The organism is Methylotuvimicrobium buryatense (assembly GCF_005931095.1).
In the GTDB taxonomy this organism is placed as follows: Bacteria; Pseudomonadota; Gammaproteobacteria; order Methylococcales; family Methylomonadaceae; genus Methylotuvimicrobium; species Methylotuvimicrobium buryatense.
This window is the reverse complement of the sequence record NZ_CP035467.1, coordinates 2544682-2564467: the sequence shown is the minus strand read 5'-3', so window position 1 is coordinate 2564467 and position 19786 is coordinate 2544682. Positions and strand designations below refer to the sequence as shown.

Genomic DNA, 19786 nt, shown 5'->3' with positions numbered 1-19786 from the left:
TCCAAAGCGGACTTATGATTTGAACCCAAGAAAACATTTTGTCCACGAAAATGTTCAAATGTTGAAACTTTTCAGGCGGGGCGGGTTATTTAACTTGCCTCGAGCGGCTTTGATTAGATTTTGGCCACGGTCGAAACGTTCAGGACGGAGTTACAAACTCCGTTCTGCCAAGGAAAAATCCGGCCCACCAAGTACTAAATCGTTACATCAGTCTGATTCTTGCGTCATGATTGACTGCGTTCAACTCAGCTTTTTGATCCCGACGAATTTGTTTTGCGGCGTCAGTTCCATTTCGAAATATCCATGAATACCTTGTCGGGTCAAAAAAGACTGGATGTTGCCGGCAGGAAATTGAATGCGTCGTCCGTCGTCGGCGATGACCGATATGGTTTTGGCCAGGCCTTGATAGACACCGAGGTATTGATCGTAGCTCAGGTTGAGCCTGAAGCGTATGAAAATTGATTGGTTCATCGAAAAGTACCGGGCCAGCAGGCTGGCCCGGTGGTCTGTTGCGGGTTAACGGCTATTTTGCAATGCGGCTATACGCTCTTCCAAAGGCGGATGGCTCATGAACAAACGGTGCATGCGGCTGCCGTGAATACCGAATGCGGCCAATTGTCCCGGCAGTTCTTCGGGTTCATGCGCCCGTTGTAAGGCCCGTAGCGCATTGATCATCTTGTCGCGCCCGGCCAATTTAGCTCCGCCGGCATCGGCACGGTATTCGCGGTAACGCGAGAACCACATGACCAGCATCGATGCAAGCATCGACAAGACTATTTGCATGACTATCTGCGTGATGTAATAAGCCGGACCGTAACCGCGTTCGGTTTTGAACACGACTCGGTCGACCGTATGGCCGATCACCGTCGCGAAAAAATACACGAAGGTATTAACCACGCCTTGCATCAGGGCCATCGTGACCATGTCGCCGTTGGCAACGTGACTGATTTCGTGGCCGAGAACCGCTTCAACTTCTTCGGCGCTCATGCTTTGTAACAAACCCGTGCTGACTGCAACCAAGGCGTTGTTTTTATTCATGCCGGTCGCAAATGCATTCGGGTCCGGTGTTTGGAAAATGCCGACTTCCGGCATGCCGATACCGGCCGCTCTCGCTTGACGAGCGACAACATCGACCAACCATTTTTCGGTTTGATTTTGCGGGTGTTCGATGACATGCACGCCCATCGCGCTCTTTGCCGACCATTTGGATATCGCCAACGAAATCGCCGAGCCGGTGACACCGATAATAGCCGACATTAGCAGTAAGGCGTTTAGATTGAGATCGACACCTTGGGCATCCAATACCCCGCTGAGTCCGAATATATTGAAGATAACGCTGATAACGACCAATATGGCGGCATTGGTTGCTAAAAAAAGAAGAATACGCATCATAATTGTATTACCTTGAGTTTATTGAGGGTTGATAACGATATAAGGGACAATTTTTTTATTTCAAGCGCATTTTAGAGTGTTACCATATCGAAAAGTTTATTTGTAGGAGGCCTCTGTATGAAAGCCAAAATCTTTTTAATGCTATCGCTAATTGTATCGTGTCCGATCCAAGCCGCAAGCGTCAATGAAGTTTTAAAACAATTACAGTTGCCGGTCGGTTTTTCCATTTCGTTATTTGCCGAGGATCTTGCGAATGCCCGGTCGTTAGCCCGAGGCGAAAAGGGCGTTATTTTTGTCGGCACCCGCCAGCAAGGCGCTGTTTACGCCGTTCAGGACACTAATGGCGACGGTAAGGCCGACAAACGCTATGTCATCGCAACCGATTTATACATGCCTAACGGCGTGGCGTTTCAAAACGGTTCGCTGTATGTTGCAGAAGTTAACCGGATTATCCGTTTCGACAATATTATCGACAATTTGGCGAACCCGCCTAAGCCGGTCGTGGTATTCGACGGTTTACCTTCCGATCGGCATCACGGCTGGAAATATTTACGTTTCGGCCCGGACGGCAAACTCTATAGCGCGGTCGGCGCGCCCTGCAATGTTTGCGAGCCGGATAAAGAAATCTATGCAACATTGATTCGCTTGAACCCAGACGGTTCCGATCTTGAAATTTTAGCGCAAGGGATAAGAAATACCGTCGGTTTCGATTGGCAGCCCGGAACGAATACGCTGTTTTTTACCGAAAACGGCCGCGATCTAATGGGGGACGATATTCCGCCCGATGAATTGAATCAATGGGCGGAGCCTAGTCAGCACTTCGGCTTTCCTTATTGCCACGGCGGCACCATTGCCGACCCGGAATTCGGCAAGCAACGAAGCTGCGAGGAATTTGTCGCTCCGGCATGGCAATTCAAGGCTCATAAAGCGCCGTTGGGTATGCATTTTTATCGAGGCGAGCAATTTCCCGAACGCTTTAAACAACAGCTATTCGTCGCCCAACACGGTTCATGGAACCGGAGTCAACCTCACGGTTATCGTATTGCCATGGTCAAGTTCAAAAATGGTCGGCCTGTATCCGAACATTCTTTCATTTCCGGTTGGCTGACTTCGTCCGATGAGGTTTTGGGGCGCCCGGTCGATATCCTGGAAATGCCGGACGGCAGTTTATTGATTTCTGACGACAACTTAGGCGTTATTTATAAAGTTGAGTATCGAAAATAAATATGAATAAGGATTTTGAAGTTCTCGATAAGCATGAGGTTTATCACGGTTTTTTCCGGCTAGAAAAATACCGGCTTAAACATCGTTTGTTCGCCGGTGGTTGGAGCCCGGAAATCGAACGCGAATTATTTAGACGCGGTTCTTGTGTCGCGGTCTTGTTATACGACCCGGTCAAAGATACTGTGGTTTTGATCGAACAATTCAGGGTCGGTGCGATTTTAAGGCCGGAAGCCCCTTGGTTGTTGGAAATCGTTGCAGGAGCGGTCGAAGAGGGCGAATCGCCGGAGGAAGTCGCTTACCGAGAGGCAATCGAGGAAGCGGGCTGCGAGATTCTGGAATTACTGCCGATCAATGCGTTTTACACGACTCCCGGCGGTTCGTCGGAGTGGCTTAGCTTGTATTGTGGCAGGATCGATAGTACCGGTGTCGGCGGAATTCACGGGTTGGATCATGAGCAAGAGGATATTCGGGTTTCGGTCGTGAGTTTCGATGAGGCTTTTCGGCTCATGGAGCAGGGTAAAATTAACTCGGGCATTCCGATCGTCGCGATTCAATGGTTGGCATTGAATCGCGATAAACTCAGAAGTCGATGGACTTGAGTGTTTCGGTTTATTTGAAATTTTTGGGAACCATCGGCTTATTATCGAATAGGGTATGCCAACCCAATGCTATTCGGTAAACCAACCACAACACGGCAAAAATCAATAGAAACCAACCCAAACCCATCGCAAAGGTCAATCCGCTTGCCGCTAACAATGCGACAGCGACCCACGCGGTTTTGATTTGCCAGTCGAAATGGGATTCCAACCAAGTGCCCCGAACATCGTTTCGCTTGATGAAGTTAATCGCGACACCGATGAAAATAGGCAAGCCTGCAAAACCGAATGCCAGGACTTGACATAAATAGACGATGCCGGTTAGGTTTTTAAGCTTTTCCATTTTTTCGGCGTTAATTTTATTATTATCGGTTTCATTGCTATTCATGAAGTATCTCCTTACATAGTGTCGAACACTATGAGTTCATAAATGAGCCGTAAGTTCCCCTAGCGAATTCAATAGAATAACGGATGCCGGTTCGATTGGTTCAAGTAGTCGAAAAAATTACGAAACTGTAATAAATCGCGCTTAAAATTAAATTAAGCTCTGCTAAGCTTCATCAAAAATTAGAAAAGTGAGTCTTAAATTAAGAATCGTCTTTGTAACGTTTTGCCGTTTAGGATACGGTAAAAATAACTTTCCTAATTAATGCATAGGGCGGTGTCTCAGGTATATTGACACAGAGGGTAGACGCTCCGCGTCGATTGCGGCGGCTAGGTAGATTGAGAGACTTTAAATGCATTGGTTAGCTCTTGCTTGTTTTATCGATCACAGGGGACGCAGAGCGTCTCGGGATGCATTCCCACGCAGAGCGTCACTACTATTAAGTTAAGCCGTCACAGAATAAGTAATGCTGGCATTCAGGCTCGAATGTGCCTCAAAGCTTGCTATCCATGGCACTGGATTCCGCCAGTCCATGGCGGAATGATGGGGTTCCATTAACTTAATCGCAGTGACGCAGAGCGTAGGAACGATGATAAATCGCGAAGTTATTTGTTACGAAATCTTTAGAAAAATAGTTAATATTCGAGTTTTAGACATAAGGAATAAAAATCTATGTTAGAAAATGTCAAGTTGGGAATGATCGGTCTCGGTTATGTCGGTCTGCCCTTAGCCGTTGAATTCGGGAAGAAATACCCGACAATCGGTTTCGATATCAATGCAGAGCGTATCAAAGAGTTGCAAAACGGGAGCGATCACACGCTTGAAGTCGACGAGGAAGAATTAAAAGAAGCCGTTCATTTGACTTACACCTCATCGGCCGAGGAAATCAAAACCTGCAATATTTACATTGTTACGGTGCCAACACCGATCAATGAATATAAACAGCCCGATTTGACTCCATTGGAAAAAGCCAGCACCTTGCTAGGCGAGCTGATTAAACCCAATGATATCGTTATTTACGAATCGACCGTTTACCCCGGTGCGACCGAGGAAGTTTGCGTGCCGATTCTGGAAAAAATATCGGGACTGACATTCAATCAAGATTTCTTTGTCGGTTACAGCCCGGAACGGATTAATCCCGGCGACAAAGAACACCGAGTCACCAATATTCTCAAAGTGACCTCCGGTTCGACTCCCGAAATCGCCGACCGCATCGACCGGCTTTATCAAAGCATCATCACAGCGGGCACACACAAGGCCAGTAGTATTAAAGTCGCCGAAGCGGCCAAAGTTATCGAGAATACGCAACGCGACCTGAATATCGCATTGATCAATGAATTAGCGATCATCTTCAATAAGCTCGGCATCGATACCGAAGAAGTGTTGTTGGCCGCCGGTACCAAATGGAATTTTTTACCGTTCCGGCCCGGATTGGTCGGTGGACATTGCATCGGAGTCGATCCCTACTACTTGACTCATAAGGCGCAAGCGATCGGTTACAATCCCGAAGTCATCTTGTCGGGACGCCGCATCAACGACGGCATGGGCGAATATGTCGTGTCGCAATTAATCAAATTGATGCTGAAAAAACGCATCCATATCAAAGATTCCGATGTGCTGATAATGGGCTTGACTTTCAAGGAAAATTGCCCTGATTTGCGCAATACCCGTGTCGTCGATATCGTCAAAGAACTGCAAAGTTACGGCGTTAACGTGCATGTTTACGATCCTTGGATCGATCCCGCCGAAGCAATGGAAGAATACGGCATAACGACCATCGACAAGGCGGAAGTCGGCTGTTACGATGCGATCCTCTTGGCCGTTGCGCATGAGCAATTTAAGCGAATGGATATCACTTCAATCAAAGCGCTGGGTAAAAAAGAGTCGGTGATTTACGATTTGAAATACGTTTTTCCGGCTGAACTGACTGACGCACGTTTGTAATTTATGAAAATACTGGTAACAGGAACCGCCGGTTTTATCGGCAATCATTTGGCTTTGCGGCTGCTCGAAAGAGGCGACGAAGTCATTGGGATCGACAATCTGAACGATTATTACGATGTCAATCTGAAAAAAGCAAGGTTGGCGCGCATACTCGATCATAATCGCTATACCGATATCCGAGCCGACTTGGCCGACCGCGACAGGATTGAACAGGTATTTAAAGAGCATCGTCCGGAACGCGTCGTCAATTTGGCCGCGCAGGCCGGCGTGCGCTATTCGATCGAAAATCCGCATGCCTACATCGACAGCAATATCGTCGGCTTCATCAACATTTTGGAAGGCTGCCGGCATTACGGCGTCGAGCACTTGGTCTATGCCTCGAGCAGTTCGGTATACGGTGCGAACGAAAGCATGCCGTTTTCGGTACACGACAATGTCGATCACCCGCTGAGTCTTTATGCGGCATCGAAAAAAGCCAACGAATTGATGGCGCATACTTATAGCAATCTTTATAACCTGCCAACGACCGGATTACGATTCTTTACTGTATACGGACCTTGGGGTCGGCCCGATATGGCCTTGTTTTTGTTTACAAAAGCCATTCTGAACGGCGAAAAAATCCAAGTTTTCAACTACGGCAAGCATCGCCGCGATTTCACCTATATCGACGACATTGTCGAGGGCGTGATCCGAACACTTGATAATATTGCTCAACCTAACCCGGATTGGACCGGCGCGAAACCCGACCCCGGAACTAGCCGTGCCCCTTGGCGGGTTTACAACATCGGCAATCAAAATCCTGTCGAGTTGATGAAATATATCGAAGTGCTCGAGCAATGCCTCGGTAAGACTGCGGAAAAAGAATTGCTCCCGCTGCAACCCGGCGACGTCCCCGACACCTATGCCGATGTCGAAGCGCTGGTGCAAGATGTCGGTTATAAGCCTGGAACGCCGATTGAAGTTGGGATAGCGCGGTTTGTGGAGTGGTATGGGAGTTATTATGGTGAATAGTGAATAGTGAATAGTGAATAATGAATGGGGTGGGGCGCTTCTTAAACGGAAAGGATGATACTAGACCGCATTATCAATTACAGGCTTGGCAGCTTAGTATGAGCTTGGTTAAGCTGGTTTATGTTTGGTCTAAGGGATTCCCTGTTGAAGAGAAATATGGATTGCAGTCTCAGATACGGAGAGCAGCAATTTCTGTGCCTTCAAATATTGCGGAGGGTGCCGGAAGGAAAGGTTCTAAAGAATTTGCACATTTTCTTAGCATCGCACAGGGTTCGTTGAGTGAGCTGGAAACTCAGTATTTGATCGCAATTGATTTGGGTTTCGCTCAAGCGAGTGCAGAACTTGAAAACACTTTGGTGAAAACAGCCAAATTGGTGTCGGGCCTTTACAGGTTTCACCAGCTTAGAAAATAGATAATGGTAAATAGTGAATAGAATGATTTTTTGGGTAAGCATTCAGTTCTCTCGTTGACAATGAGGGGTTAGGGGAGATTATTTGAGCAAATCCCCCTTTTTCTCAGAGCGAGGCAAAAGCTCAACCGGATTTAAATGCAGTTGGCTGAACAATGATTTTTTTGTATTTTTGAAAGATTTTCGATTGACAGAAACTACAAGGGCTCTATCCTTTTCACCATTCACCATTCACCATTCACCATTCACCATTCACCATTCACCATTCACCATTCACCAATAATAAAATGCAGCAACATAGCCCCCCCCTAATCGCCCACATCATTTACAGCCTCGGCGTCGGCGGATTGGAGAATGGTTTGGTGAATTTGATTAATCGTATGCCGTCCGATCGCTACCGGCATGCGATCATTTGCCTGAAAAACAGCACTGATTTCAAAAATCGCTTGCAGCGGAAAGACATCGAAATTTACGAATTGAACAAACGGGAAGGGCAAGACTGGCAGTCATTCGTGAAAATGTATCGTTTGCTCAAACGAATCGAGCCGGCGATCGTACATACGCGCAATCTCGCCGCGATCGAATATCAGGTTCCGGCGCTGTTAGCCGGTGTCAAACATAGAGTGCATGGCGAGCACGGCTGGGATGTGTTCGATCCGGACGGCAGCAACAAAAAATATCGATTATTGCGGCGCATGCTGGGGCTGATCATCGATCGCTTCATTCCGCTTTCCGGTCATCTCGACAATTATCTGCGCGCAAAAGTCGGCATTCCCGATTCGAAAATCCGGCGTATCTGTAACGGCGTCGATATCGAGCGCTTTCAGCCCGCACGCCCAAAAGTCGTTGTCGGCGATTGTCCGTGGCCCGATGCCGAAAAAAGGTTGATCATCGGTACGGTCGGCCGAATGCACGGCGTCAAGGATCAGATGACGTTGGCGCAAGCATTTGTCGAATTGCTGAGGCGACATCCAGAATCTAAAAATGCGATCGGATTGATCATGATCGGCGACGGCCCACTGCGTGAGCAAGTAAGGCAATTGCTGGACGAAAACGATTTGCTCGATCACGCCTGGCTGCCGGGCGAACGAAGCGACGTTGCCGAACTGATGCGCGGTTTTGATGTTTTCGTCTTGCCGTCCCAGGCCGAAGGCATTTCGAATACGATACTCGAAGCGATGGCGAGCGGCTTGCCGGTGATCGCGACACGTGTCGGCGGCAATCCCGAACTGGTCGAACACGGCAAGACCGGATTTTTAGTTGAAAAACAAAATCCGGTCGAGTTAGCGGGTAGGCTAAGCGACTATATCGGCGATTCGAAGCTATGTATCGAGCACGGCAGCAAAGGTCGCGAACGGGCCTTGCAAGCTTTTTCTATCGATGCGATGGTTAAAAATTATCTGAGCGTGTACGATTCATTACAGTAACAAGCTAGGCTGTCGAAAAATGCCAGCAATTCCCAGTTTGAGCAGTTTCGCCGATTTTAGGGTGTGGGGTATGCCTGTCGAGGAACGCCGTAAACCCATCCATGGGGGCTTGGCGGCAGCTCGAACGCCAAGGATGGCGTGAATGCAGATTTTGCATTACGCCAAGGATGGCGTGTAGTAGGGCAATGCAGGAGCAATTGCCGAGGAGCAAAAATCTGCCCTGCTGCCGACATCCTCGCCAAGCATACCCACACCCTTTTTGATCTCCAAATTGGGAATTGCTGGAAAAATGCCGCATTTAGCTAATTGCCGTGTACCCGCTTTTTAAACTCAAAATATTTTTGAAAAGGCGCCCGATGCGCACCCAGCGGCATTCAAGCTATACTCATCGTAGATCAAAATTCGGCACCGGGGACCCGTCAAAGGACGCCGTGAATACATCCATGTAGGCTCTATGCCAGCATCCATGCTAGCAAAGCCTTTGCGATCGACATGGATGTCGTGAATGTCGATTTTGCATTACGCCATGGATGGCGTGTATTAGGGCAATGCAGGAGCAATTGCCGAGGAGCAAAAATCGACCGAGCACACCGGCGCCTCCTTAGGCACTGCCGAAATTTGAAGTGCGAAAGGTATATCTTGGAATTTGTGTAATTATTCACATCCCGCTATCGTTCCCACGCTCCAGCGTGGGAATGCAGCCCGAGACGCTCTAGCGTCTCGTACCGCTGGAGCGGTACTCAAGCATTCCCACGCAAAGCATGGGAACGATAATTGCCGGGGGACTGAATCGTTACGAATTTGTTGATGATCATAGGCGTTGTTTTCTCAAAATCCATAAAGCAGTCATTCTATCCGACTTGGAAATCGGTAAATTTCGACACCCTAGTCACAAGCTCAATTCAAGAATTTTTATTTTCCAGGAAAAATCATGTGTGGAATCGTCGGTATATTTGATCTAAAGGAAAAACGCGAAATCGACCGCGAGTTACTCGGTCGCATGAACGAGGTGCAATTTCATCGGGGGCCTGATGAAGGCGGCTTGCATACCGAACCCGGTTTGGGATTCGGCCATAGGCGCTTGTCGATCATCGATCTTTCGAGCGGACAGCAACCGATGCACAGTCAAGACGGCAATGTCGTATTGACTTACAACGGCGAAGTCTATAATTTTCCCGAATTGCGTAAAGAACTCGAAGGACTGGGTTATACCTTCAAGACGCATTGCGATACCGAAGTGATATTGATCGGTTGGCAGGCATGGGGCGAGTCTTGCGTCGACCGTTTGCGAGGCATGTTTGCATTCGCGATTTGGGATAGGGCGAAAGAAACGTTGTTTCTAGCGCGCGACCGCTTGGGCATAAAACCTTTGTATTACGCCGAATTGTCGAACGGGCAGTTTATTTTCGGTTCGGAACTGAAAGCACTCAAAGTTCATCCGCAATTACCGAGGGAGCTCGATGCGACCGCGATCGAAGACTATTTCGGTTTCGGTTATATTCCCGATCCGAAAACGATTTACAAAAATGTTCATAAACTCGAACCCGGGTTCAAATTGACGATCCGTCGGGGTCAACAAGAATACCGCCCCGTGCAATATTGGAATGTCGAGTTCGGCGTAAGGCAAGTCAAGAGCGAACAGGAAACCGCCGAAGAACTGATCGAACGTTTTCGCGAAGCAGTCGACATTAGAATGGTTGCCGATGTGCCGCTCGGCGCTTTTTTGTCGGGCGGAGTCGATTCAAGCGGCGTCGTCGCAATGATGGCCGGGCTTTCCGAACAGCCGGTCAATACTTGCTCGATCTCGTTCGGCGATCCGGCCTTTAACGAATCGAAATATGCGCAGTTAGTTGCCGAACGCTATCATACGGCGCACCGCGTCGAACAAGTCGATCCGGACGATTTTCATTTGATCGATCGTCTGGCCGGACTTTACGACGAACCCTATGCCGACAGTTCCGCGCTACCGACTTACCGCGTCTGCGAACTGGCGAAGAAGCAAGTGACCGTGGTGCTTTCGGGCGACGGCGGCGACGAAAATCTGGCCGGTTATCGGCGCTACCGCTGGCATACCTACGAAGACAGGATGAGGCAAATTCTGCCCGATGGATTGCGCAAACCATTGTTCGGCTTTTTAGGGAGAACCTATCCGAAAGCCGATTGGGCGCCGAAAATCTTCAGGGCCAAATCGACGTTCGAATCGATCGCGCGCGATTCGCTCGAAGGCTATTTTCACAGCGTTTCGGTAAATTCGAACGAAATTCGTAACGCACTGTTTAGCCAAAACTTAAAACAAGAATTGCAAGGCTATCAAGCGGTCGAGGTATTCAGGCGGCATGCCAAAAATGCTGCTAGCTATGACGCTCAGTCGCTAGTACAATATCTCGATATCAAAACCTACTTGCCGGGCGATATTCTGACCAAAGTCGATCGCGCCAGCATGGCCCACGCGCTCGAAGTCCGCGTGCCGCTACTCGATCATAAGCTGGTCGAGTGGTTTGCTGGTCTTCAACCGGATTTGAAACTGAAAGGTCGCGAAGGCAAATATATTTTCAAAAAATCTTTAGAAAACTATTTGCCGGACGATATTTTGTATCGGTCGAAAATGGGTTTTGCGGTACCTTTGGCAAGTTGGTTTAGAGGTCCGCTGCAAGATCGCGTGCGAGAATCGTTATTGGGCGAGACGATGCGCGACAGCGGCTATTTCGATCAGGCGTTTGTCAAAAAGATCGTCGACCAGCATCAAAGCGGAATCAGGGATTACAGCACATCGATTTGGTCTTTATTAATGTTTGAGGCGTTTTTTCGTAATGAAACCTCATAAGACACATTGTACTAATGTGCAATGGACAAAAGCGGTTCTTGTTGTTAATGTTTCAACAATTTAAATTTTTTGAGCGAGGCTTCCAAATGAATCCAGAAAATCAATCAACGAAGGAAATAAAACCAACGCCTCCGGTCGACAAGAAGAGACGGTCGTTTACGAAAGCCGGTATGACGACTCCTGTGATTATGAGCTATATGAGTAGACCGGCATGGGCGCAAACAATTGGTGATAATTGTTCATTTACTCAGGCACTTTCAGGAAATACATCACCAAATGGATCAACGAGTTGTGGGCCTAATAGGCTTAGCTCAAGATCGCCTGGGTTTTATCAGGGGCAACCTGTAAGCAGATGGGAGGCGGTCTATGGTGTAACCGACGCCTCTTTCAATAGCATATTCTATCCATGGCGAGCCAAGATAGTCACTATTAATAATAAAAAGAAAAAGAAAAGCGAAAATAGCAGTAGCGCTAATGATAATCCAACTTTAAAAGACCTTTTGGATGCTGCGCATGATGATGTAGTATTTGAGCAAGGAACTCTTAATGAGGAAAATGAGAAGGTTTATATCGAGATCGATATTGAAAACCCTAAAAGAGCTAAAGTTTTGCATTATATTGCGGCATATTTGAATGCGATTTCTCCTGTATTAATTTTTCCCTATACCGTAGAGCAAATAGTAAACGATTGGGGGCAATGGCTGCTTTTTAGTAATTTGCAATTAATACAAGATAAGGATCTTACTGTAGCTGAAGTAGCCGATATATTAGGAATCCAGTTGTAAGGTGAAATGGTTTTTGTATTCAGGTGTTTTAACTTATAAATTAGGCGATGATTTTTTGGCCTACGCTCCGCTTACCAGTGAGACTGCGGTAATAAGTTCAACCGTTTATGATATGTTGCATTGTCTTTCATTGCGACCGATGACTGTACCCGACCTATTTGATGAATTATTCTTAGATCGAAGCGATGATGACTGTGTTGATTTTATTCACCGCTCATTAAAACAGTTATTTGAGCTTGGATTTATCTGCAACGACAATTCGGACAACTCGTGTTAAGCAGCCGCGTGAAATCGGAAGCCATTCTTCTTGAGATTAAGCCTTTTAAAGTTTGCATCGAAACATCTTTGCCTGCGGTTATCGATACGATTAAGGCACTATATAGTGACTATAACTATTTTATCTATGATGATTCGGTTTTCGTGGATTTTTATATAAAAATAGAGAAGGGTGGTTTTTTTCGAGGTTATAGTCAGGCTCAATGCTATATAGATGGTAAAACACCGTTTAAACCTCTTCCTTTGTCTCAGGCCTATCCTTTTTTTGAGTGGGGATTAAATTGGATAGTGGCAAGTCATATTCATTATTATCTGCTACTTCATGCTGCAGTTGTTGAAAAGAACGGTCATGCTTTGATATTGTGCGGTAAACCTGGAGCCGGTAAAAGTACTTTATGTGCGGCTATGGTCGGGAACGGTTGGCGGCTTTTTTCTGATGAAATGGCTATTATTGATTTAAAGACAAATGAGTTAGTGCCATTTGTTCGTCCTGTCAGTTTGAAAAATCGATCGATTGATTTAATTCAAGAGTTTGTTCCTGAAGCCGTTTTTGGTCCTTGTTTTCATGATACGGCTAAAGGAATTATTGCTCACATGAAACCGAATAGCGCTAGCGTGTTTTTGGCAAATAAAAAAGCTTTCAGTAAGTGGATTGTTTTTCCTCAATATCAAGAGCATAGCCAGACCCTCCTACAATCTTTTCCGAAAGGGAAAACGGTATTGGAATTAATTAAAAACTCTTTTAACTATAATATGTTAGGCGGATATGGTTTCAGTAATTTATGCCAGTTGGTGGATCGATCCGACTGCTATAATTTTATATATAGTAATTTAGATGAAGCAGTAGTGTTATTCGACCAGTTACTTGAATAATACATGCTTTTACTTTTTCTATTTAAATTTCAATGAAAAACTTGCCGCTTCTTGCTTTAGTATTAAGGGAACCAAAAACTGTTTTAAATTATACGTTATCCGACTGGGATTTATTAATTAGACAGGCACGTAGAGCAGGTTTATTGGCAAGATTAGGATTTTTATTTAAGCGAAATTCAGTAGAAGGTATTCCTAGTTGCGCGCTAAAGCATATTGAATCCTCGATGATTTGCGCGGAAAATATGCGAACTTCCTTGAATTGGGAAATAAAATGTATTAAAAAAGCCTTATGCAGGTTGGATTTGCCTTTAATTTTTTTGAAAGGCACGGCTTATATTGTTGGGGATAACGATGCAGCATTAGGTCGTTTTTTTTCTGATGTTGATATTTTGGTGCCCGAAGAGAAATTGCTTGATGTAGAAAGAGCGCTAATCTATGCCGGTTGGAAATTTGATGATATTGATGCTTATGATCAGCGTTACTATCGTAAATGGATGCATGAGATTCCGCCTATGCGTCATGTGCAAAGACAAACGTCAATTGACGTTCATCATAATATATTGCCTAAAACTTGTTTTTTTTGTCCAGATGTTAAAAAACTGTTGGAATGTGCAATAAAGATTCCTGAGCAGGGCAGTTGGATATTAGCGACTGAAGACCGTGTAATTCATAGTGCGTCCCATTTGTTTCACGAAGGTGAGCTAGAGCATGGTTTTAGAGATCTATCGGATTTGGATTTACTAATAAAAGAGTTTTCTATTAAAGAAAATTTTTGGGATAACTTGCTATTTCGAGCTGTTGAACTTAATCAACAAATCCCTCTGTATTATGCGCTTCGTTATACGTCAATTATACTTAAAACGCCTATTCCTAAGCACGTGCTTGATAGGTCAGTACAATGGCGTCCGAACGGTTTAAGACAAAAGATCATGGATTTTCTTTTTCTACACGCCTTGATGCCGGACCACCCCAGTTGTTCGGACCGTTGGACCGGACTCGCGCGTTGGCTGCTTTACATCCGTTCCCATTGGCTCAGAATGCCGGTGCATTTACTGATTCCTCATTTGCTTCGAAAAAGCTGGATGCGCTTGACCGGTAAGGATAATCACTAATCCTTATCTGGTCGGATTCAAAAAGTTGTCAGGTCCGACTTCACATAAACTCAACCGCAAAGCCTTTTTGAGGTATCACTCTTACGACTTTGACGTCTAAAACCGGAGCATCTTCGATTTCCAAGGTTTGAATTTGTATTTCGTCGCCGATTTGCGGCAATGTATCGTTCAGACAATTGATAAATACCCCTCCGGATGAAAAGTCCTGCATTTGTAATCGTTCGGTTTTGCCTGAAGCGGGAATAACGACCAGTACGGGGGCCCGATGGATTAATCGTGGATGAATTCTCTTATCGTTGGATGTAGACAAGGCTTTACTTCCTAGCAGTGTAGTGATGGGTTTTGGAAAAATCATAGTCAAAAGACGACAAGATTGCCAGGAAAACGTTTTTACTACTTAAATATCCTTGACTAATGTATTGATTTGACTGGATTCAAGCAACTTTTCGGATTCCTCGATCAACTTTAAGCAATCTTCGATACCTTGAATGTCCGGTAGTTTGTGCTGACCATATTGTTCTAGCGTTTTGATGACACGGGCTACATCAAGCCGGCGACTGTCGACCGCGGGTAGGAATACCGTCTCGTCGTCTTCCTCCCGGTTTAGCTCAATAATGATACCGCCATTTTTCAACTTCTTTAAAACAGTACTAACAACTGAAATCGGAAGCCTGAGTCGCTTACTGATTTCGCCTTCTGTCAAAGGCGGCGCTTCTTCGGTAAATGCATGAACTATCAATTGCATCATTTTTAATGCTGAGGCCTTTTGTATCACAATGCTCGGCTCGCTGTATTTTTGATCTTCCTTGAACTCGGTAAAGTTTTGTATATAAAAAGCGATTTCGCAGCCGAACAGTACAATCATCCAGCCGATCTGTAACGATAGGATAAATAGCGGCAAGGCCGCAAAACTGCCATATATCGCGTTATATTCCGAGACGCCGAATTGCAAGGTGAGATAGGCCCATTGAAAAGTCTGATAGGCAATAGCGGCCAAAATGCCTGCGATTAATCCGGGTTTTAATTTGACTTTATGATTCGGAATATAAATATATATGAACGATAATAACGCCGACATGATAACCAATGGAGACAGACCTAATAGCTGCAACACCAGATTGGCGCCGAAATCGGGTAAATGCATGACGCCCAGTAACCAAGCAAGATGGGTTTTCAAAAAAACCGTAATGCCACTGGAAATGATGAGTAAAATCGGAGCGAGAAACATCAAGGACAAATAATCGCTGAGTTTACGGTTCAGCGGACGACCGCTGTCGATTTTCCAGATTGCATTGAAGGATTCTTCAATGAAGACGATAACCTTGATCACCGTAAAAAACAAAAAAATTACCCCAATCCCCGCTACGACGCCGCCTTGGGCAGTTTCCAGCATATTTTCGGCAAAACCGATTATTTGCACGATCATCGTATCGTGTTCCGGGACTTGCTCCAGTAATTTTTCTTTTAGAATTCGTTCAAAACCAAAGCCCTTGGCGACGCCGAACAGCATTGCAAAAACAGGTACGATCGTTAATAGCGTATAAAGAGCCAAAGCCGAGGAACGGAGTATACAAAGGTCACGAATGAAGCCTTTTGAAGATAACAATATGATTTTCAAGGCATGCAATCCGTATGCTTCATAGCGATTCAATGACTGCTCTTGAATTCTCCAGACGTCTTCGTTAATAAATTTGATGATGTTCAATGGATTAGGGGGGTATTTATGATATGAGTTAAAATTAAAAGAGCAACGATATTCGTTAGACGAAATCCTTAATTGAATCCTTACATTAACGCTTACATTTTTCGCGGTCGAAGCTATAACTATCTAACCCTTTGTAATTATTCATCTCCCCCTATTGTTTCCACGCAGAGCGTCATTGCCATTAAGTTAAGGATTTTTCCGTTCGCCCTGAGCCTGTCGAAGGGTGAATGGAAAAATCCTGGGTCGATAAGTTAAGCCGTCCATGGTTCGACAGGCTCACCACGAACGGCTTAACTTAATGGCAGTGACGCAGAGCGTGGGAACGATAATTGCCAGGGGAATGGATAGTTACAACGCTTTTTAGGTACCATATTACAAAAGACGCCGTGAATTGTTAGGCCCGAGTCGTAATACTTTTTTTAATTAAACACAAAAAAATCAAGTCCTGTAAACAAAAAATGAGATTACGATTATCTCTTGCCGATTTAGGCCAATCCGTTTCGCTGATTATACCGGTTGGACTCCTCTATTTTGTATTTGGACTACTCGGCCTCGAATTGGCTCTACCTCCCAGTACAGCAAGCGCGGTTTGGCCTTCCGCAGGCATTGCGCTAGGATTGCTTTTACTTTTAGGTTACCGGGTTTGGCCAGGAATCTTTATCGGCAATTTTTTTATTTCCGCTCAGACATTCGGTTTCGACGACAATATGTTGGCCGTTTCCTTAATCTCGGCAAGCGGCGCTTCGGTTAGCGCTTTAACCGGTCGTTATTTAATCGGTCGTATTGTCGGGTTTCCCAGCGTTTTGCTGGAAGATAAGCATATCATTCTTTTTTTGTTATTCGGTGGGCCGGTTAGCTGTTCGATTCCTGCAACATTGGATATTGCAGCGCTCACGCTGAGCGGAGTCCTCGGGCCTTCGGAAATCCCCATCAATTGGTTTATCAAATGGGTTGGAGACAGTATCGGCGTTTTTGTGTTTACGCCATTGCTACTGATTGTTTTTGCCAACCCTAAGTCGGTTTGGCGTAAACGCTTTTTTCCTGTCGGAATTCCTTTATTGTTAAGTTTTATGCTGATTATCGGTTTTTTCTTTTATGTGCAAAAACTCGATCGTAAACAGCACGATCTAGATTTCGAAAATCAATCGCTAATGTTAGCCGAGGCGCTTAAGCATCGAATCAAGCAGCATCAGCATATTGTTTATGCAACCGGCAATCTTTTTATCGGCGACAATGCTGTTGGGCCTAATGATTTTAAATTGGCGGCTCGGCATGGTTTTGATGAATTTCCTGAAATACAATCGATCAGCTGGCAGCGTTACCGCATAAAAGAGAAGACACGCTTAAAATTGCTTCCAGTCTATAGCGAGCATCGAGATGAGTCAATTTCGGTGGCGCTCGAATTATCGGAACGGCGGCTTGATCAATTTGCTCGTGTTCAAAGTTTCGATTCATTGGTAAAAGCAATTATTGAGCCCGCTAAGGGACATATTCATTTCCTGTTACCGATTTATCGGTCAAAGAAGGAAACCCCGCAAACTCCTATAGGCATCTTAGCAAGTACGGTTTCTACCGAAAGCATGATTCGACAGACATTTAAGGGGCTTAATACAAGAGGCGTTTACCTTGCTATAACCGGTTCCGATTCCGAATCCGGTTATAGCATTATTTACAGTAATACCAAGGATCATTTGCATAATAATTTTCGTAAATATTCGTTGTTATTAGGCAATCAAGAATGGCAGTTTTATTTTTATCAAGACCATAGCTCGATTTACGCCCATTTTCATTGGCCGATGTGGTGGTTTTTGATAAGCGGTCTGTTATTTACCAGTTTGCTTGGTGCCGGGTTGTTAATGCTAACCGGTCGGCATGTCAAAACAGAATTGGTCGTCAGTGAAAGGACTGCGGAATTGTTGAGTGCCAAACAGGCGGCTGAAACCGCGAATGAAGCGAAGAATCAGTTTTTGGCAAAAATTAGTCATGAGCTGCGCACACCGTTGAACGGTATCATGGGTTTCGCACAATTATTGCAAAAATCGCCGGAAATTCCTAAAGCACAAAAGCAGCAAATCAATATCATCAGTCATTGTAGCGAGGACTTATTAACGCTAATTAACGGTAATCGTTTAGCCCCCCCCTGTTCCTATCACGCCAAAACCGGCATAGGCAAACGAGGGACGGGTTGGTTTTTACGGCGTTCGGCCAGTGTTTGAGCAATAAACTCCCAAGGATTCAGGTCTCTCAAACGCGCGGTATCAATCACGCTCGCCAGCAAGGCAACCACGCGACTGCCTTGTGCCGTCCGCGAACCGAAGGTGATTTTGCGCAGCAATACCCAGTGCCGCAAACTGCGTTCCGCCACGTTGTTGGTCAATGGATGCGCCGGCGTTTCGACCACGCGCACGATGGCCTCCCAATCGTTGAGAAATTCGCCGGCTAATTGTCGGCTGTCAACATGCGCGATGTCTCGGTGCGTCTCGCAGAGCGAGCGCAGCAAGGTCAGCAACTGTTGATTCTGCGCCCATAAGGATTCGGCATCCGGCGGCGATTCGCGGAGTCGGTGGATGTTGCGCATCAACAGGATCATGGCCAATAACAAGGCTTCGCCGAAAGCTTGTCCTTCGCTATCCAGGCACTGATACAGTGCTCGGGCCTTGCGCACCAAGTGCGCCCAACAGCGCAAGCGCCTAGGAAAGATGCGATAGACGCTGTAGCCGTCGGTCATCAGTAAGCCGCAAAACGCTTCCCCTAAGAGCTGGTTCACGACGAGACGATGGCGTTTGCCCACTTGATAAATCACCGTCTGTGCGCTGACAAAGACCCAGAGCCAAAATAACTGCCCGGCTTCTTTCCAGGGTGTTTCATCGATATGTAAGAGGCCGGCGGCCTTGAGTTCCGCGATCAACTGCTCGTCGACGACCGGCGCAACGGCACGTCCCGCTTCATGAATGCATTGATTGATGGTGCTGGTGCTGAGGTAGATTCCCAGCCAATCGCGCAAATAGGCTTGGATTCTGCTGCGCGATGCCCGTAGGGACAATGAGAGATAAACCAAAAAGCTAACCAACCGAGGGCCGCACAGATGCCATTCGCTCAGGGCTACGCTCCAGCCATCTTCGTCGGCGCCTCGCCCGGGCTCGGCGCGGGTTTGATGACCGCAGGGACAGGTCGCCGAGAAGTAGTCATGTCGGCTATGTTCGATTTGTAATTTCGGCGATTCGGCGTTGCCGATTTCAAGCTCCAGTTCGAACCGGGCGTTCCAGGGTCGGTAGTCGGTGTTGTCGGCAAACGATTGCCTACACGCGGCGCAGCAATCCGGGCGATGCTCAATTGTCCGTGTCACCGGTAAGGTCAGGTTGCGGCTATAGCCTGGGCTACCGACTTGGCGCCCGGCTTTTTTAGGCTTTCCGCTATCACCGGTCGCCGCCGGAGGTGTTGCCGAGTCCTGGCTAGGTAAGTCATCTGACGAAGACTCAGACGAATCCAGTGCCGACAAGTCGTCCGTTGCCGGCGCTTCTTCCGACGGTTCGGCGCTGGATTGATTCGATTGCCAAGGCTCCCGGGATGACGGCGGACGCGAACTCGTATCCGGGGATTGTTTGAGTCGTTCTCGGGCTTCTTTGAGATCCGCCAACAGTTGCTTACTCAATGGACGCAACTCACCCTCCGGCAAATCATCCAGATAGTCCGTGTCCATTTGGCTAAGGTCTCGGTCGCTCAACGTCATGTCCTATAGCTTTTCATGTTTTAACGGGAGATGCTACTTTTTTAGTGATGGGGGGCTAAACGATTACAATTAACGATATTCTTGATATTGCC

Annotated in this window: 17 protein-coding genes; 11 read left to right on the top strand and 6 right to left on the bottom strand. The window is 46.4% G+C overall.

Annotated features, from left to right (window positions below; translation table 11 throughout):
• Positions 1-240: 240 nt before the first annotated feature.
• Both EQU24_RS11460 and htpX read right to left on the bottom strand, forming a co-directional pair.
• A complete protein-coding gene (locus EQU24_RS11460; RefSeq protein ID WP_017839372.1) occupies positions 241-471 on the bottom strand; it encodes a DUF2835 domain-containing protein in 231 nt (76 codons plus the stop codon).
• 45 nt (positions 472-516) lie between these two features.
• Positions 517-1392 carry a protease HtpX gene (gene htpX / locus EQU24_RS11455; RefSeq protein WP_014148372.1) on the bottom strand — a complete coding sequence of 292 codons (876 nt, stop codon included), beginning with the start codon at positions 1390-1392 and terminating at the stop codon, positions 517-519.
• A 117-nt stretch (positions 1393-1509) separates the two neighbouring features.
• Here htpX and EQU24_RS11450 point away from each other — a divergent pair, with 117 nt between their 5' ends.
• Together EQU24_RS11450 and EQU24_RS11445 are read left to right on the top strand one after the other, a co-directional pair.
• Complete coding sequence (locus EQU24_RS11450; RefSeq protein WP_017839373.1) at positions 1510-2616, top strand: PQQ-dependent sugar dehydrogenase; 1107 nt, start codon at positions 1510-1512, stop codon at positions 2614-2616.
• A 2-nt stretch (positions 2617-2618) separates the two neighbouring features.
• Entirely contained in the window at positions 2619-3215 is a 597-nt protein-coding gene (locus EQU24_RS11445) for an NUDIX domain-containing protein (RefSeq protein WP_017839374.1), read from the top strand.
• Between the two features lie 10 nt (positions 3216-3225).
• On the opposite strand, the gene EQU24_RS11440 is transcribed toward EQU24_RS11445, so the two are convergent.
• Positions 3226-3600: a DUF4870 family protein gene (locus EQU24_RS11440; RefSeq protein WP_014148375.1), complete on the bottom strand. Its 375-nt coding sequence runs from the start codon at positions 3598-3600 to the stop codon at positions 3226-3228.
• Between the two features lie 669 nt (positions 3601-4269).
• On the opposite strand from EQU24_RS11440, the gene tviB reads away from it, so the two are divergent.
• The 8 genes from tviB (at position 4270) to EQU24_RS11400 (ending at position 14259) form a co-directional block, all read left to right on the top strand.
• Positions 4270-5541 carry a Vi polysaccharide biosynthesis UDP-N-acetylglucosamine C-6 dehydrogenase TviB gene (tviB, locus tag EQU24_RS11435; RefSeq protein WP_017839375.1) on the top strand — a complete coding sequence of 424 codons (1272 nt, stop codon included), beginning with the start codon at positions 4270-4272 and terminating at the stop codon, positions 5539-5541.
• A gap of 3 nt (positions 5542-5544) precedes the next feature.
• Complete coding sequence (locus EQU24_RS11430; protein ID WP_017839376.1) at positions 5545-6552, top strand: NAD-dependent epimerase; 1008 nt, start codon at positions 5545-5547, stop codon at positions 6550-6552.
• Positions 6553-6572: 20 nt separating this feature from the next.
• Positions 6573-6965 carry a four helix bundle protein gene (locus EQU24_RS11425; RefSeq protein WP_017839377.1) on the top strand — a complete coding sequence of 131 codons (393 nt, stop codon included), beginning with the start codon at positions 6573-6575 and terminating at the stop codon, positions 6963-6965.
• A 284-nt stretch (positions 6966-7249) separates the two neighbouring features.
• Positions 7250-8389, top strand: a complete 1140-nt coding sequence (locus EQU24_RS11420; RefSeq protein ID WP_017839378.1) for a TIGR03088 family PEP-CTERM/XrtA system glycosyltransferase — start codon at positions 7250-7252, stop codon at positions 8387-8389.
• 931 nt (positions 8390-9320) lie between these two features.
• Positions 9321-11213 carry an XrtA/PEP-CTERM system amidotransferase gene (locus EQU24_RS11415; protein ID WP_017839379.1) on the top strand — a complete coding sequence of 631 codons (1893 nt, stop codon included), beginning with the start codon at positions 9321-9323 and terminating at the stop codon, positions 11211-11213.
• Positions 11214-11299: 86 nt separating this feature from the next.
• Positions 11300-11998, top strand: a complete 699-nt coding sequence (locus EQU24_RS11410; RefSeq protein ID WP_138767159.1) for a hypothetical protein — start codon at positions 11300-11302, stop codon at positions 11996-11998.
• A gap of 270 nt (positions 11999-12268) precedes the next feature.
• Positions 12269-13147, top strand: coding sequence for an HprK-related kinase A (locus EQU24_RS11405; protein WP_017839381.1), 879 nt, complete (start codon positions 12269-12271; stop codon positions 13145-13147).
• 32 nt (positions 13148-13179) lie between these two features.
• Positions 13180-14259, top strand: a complete 1080-nt coding sequence (locus tag EQU24_RS11400; protein WP_017839382.1) for a nucleotidyltransferase domain-containing protein — start codon at positions 13180-13182, stop codon at positions 14257-14259.
• 40 nt (positions 14260-14299) lie between these two features.
• Here the strand turns inward: EQU24_RS11400 and EQU24_RS11395 are convergent, their stop codons facing one another.
• Both EQU24_RS11395 and EQU24_RS11390 read right to left on the bottom strand, forming a co-directional pair.
• The gene (locus EQU24_RS11395; protein ID WP_083877615.1) at positions 14300-14614 is read right to left on the bottom strand and encodes a PilZ domain-containing protein; all 315 of its coding nucleotides are present in this window, start codon (positions 14612-14614) and stop codon (positions 14300-14302) included.
• A 42-nt stretch (positions 14615-14656) separates the two neighbouring features.
• Entirely contained in the window at positions 14657-15964 is a 1308-nt protein-coding gene (locus EQU24_RS11390) for a YhjD/YihY/BrkB family envelope integrity protein (RefSeq protein WP_017839384.1), read from the bottom strand.
• Positions 15965-16422: 458 nt separating this feature from the next.
• Here EQU24_RS11390 and EQU24_RS23285 point away from each other — a divergent pair, with 458 nt between their 5' ends.
• The gene (locus EQU24_RS23285) at positions 16423-18180 is read left to right on the top strand and encodes an MASE1 domain-containing protein (RefSeq protein WP_138767158.1); all 1758 of its coding nucleotides are present in this window, start codon (positions 16423-16425) and stop codon (positions 18178-18180) included.
• Here EQU24_RS23285 and tnpC read toward each other — a convergent pair.
• Positions 18114-19694, bottom strand: coding sequence for an IS66 family transposase (tnpC, locus tag EQU24_RS11380; protein ID WP_040575330.1), 1581 nt, complete (start codon positions 19692-19694; stop codon positions 18114-18116). The two genes, EQU24_RS23285 and tnpC, sit on opposite strands and share 67 nt — an antisense overlap.
• Between the last annotated feature and the right edge of the window lie 92 nt (positions 19695-19786).

Excerpts from the sequence above, each read along its gene's own strand:
- EQU24_RS11410 (WP_138767159.1), top strand. The coding sequence starts at position 11,300 with ATGAATCCAGAAAATCAATCAACGAAGGAAATAAAACCAACGCCTCCG.
- EQU24_RS11460 (WP_017839372.1), bottom strand. The coding sequence starts at position 471 with ATGAACCAATCAATTTTCATACGCTTCAGGCTCAACCTGAGCTACGAT.
- EQU24_RS11440 (WP_014148375.1), bottom strand. The coding sequence starts at position 3,600 with ATGAATAGCAATGAAACCGATAATAATAAAATTAACGCCGAAAAAATG.
- EQU24_RS23285 (WP_138767158.1), top strand. The coding sequence starts at position 16,423 with ATGAGATTACGATTATCTCTTGCCGATTTAGGCCAATCCGTTTCGCTG.
- EQU24_RS11395 (WP_083877615.1), bottom strand. The coding sequence starts at position 14,614 with ATGATTTTTCCAAAACCCATCACTACACTGCTAGGAAGTAAAGCCTTG.
- EQU24_RS11450 (WP_017839373.1), top strand. The coding sequence starts at position 1,510 with ATGAAAGCCAAAATCTTTTTAATGCTATCGCTAATTGTATCGTGTCCG.
- tviB (WP_017839375.1), top strand. The coding sequence starts at position 4,270 with ATGTTAGAAAATGTCAAGTTGGGAATGATCGGTCTCGGTTATGTCGGT.
- EQU24_RS11415 (WP_017839379.1), top strand. The coding sequence starts at position 9,321 with ATGTGTGGAATCGTCGGTATATTTGATCTAAAGGAAAAACGCGAAATC.
- EQU24_RS11420 (WP_017839378.1), top strand. The coding sequence starts at position 7,250 with ATGCAGCAACATAGCCCCCCCCTAATCGCCCACATCATTTACAGCCTC.
- EQU24_RS11430 (WP_017839376.1), top strand. The coding sequence starts at position 5,545 with ATGAAAATACTGGTAACAGGAACCGCCGGTTTTATCGGCAATCATTTG.
- EQU24_RS11400 (WP_017839382.1), top strand. The coding sequence starts at position 13,180 with ATGAAAAACTTGCCGCTTCTTGCTTTAGTATTAAGGGAACCAAAAACT.
- tnpC (WP_040575330.1), bottom strand. The coding sequence starts at position 19,694 with ATGACGTTGAGCGACCGAGACCTTAGCCAAATGGACACGGACTATCTG.
- EQU24_RS11425 (WP_017839377.1), top strand. The coding sequence starts at position 6,573 with ATGAATGGGGTGGGGCGCTTCTTAAACGGAAAGGATGATACTAGACCG.
- EQU24_RS11445 (WP_017839374.1), top strand. The coding sequence starts at position 2,619 with ATGAATAAGGATTTTGAAGTTCTCGATAAGCATGAGGTTTATCACGGT.
- htpX (WP_014148372.1), bottom strand. The coding sequence starts at position 1,392 with ATGATGCGTATTCTTCTTTTTTTAGCAACCAATGCCGCCATATTGGTC.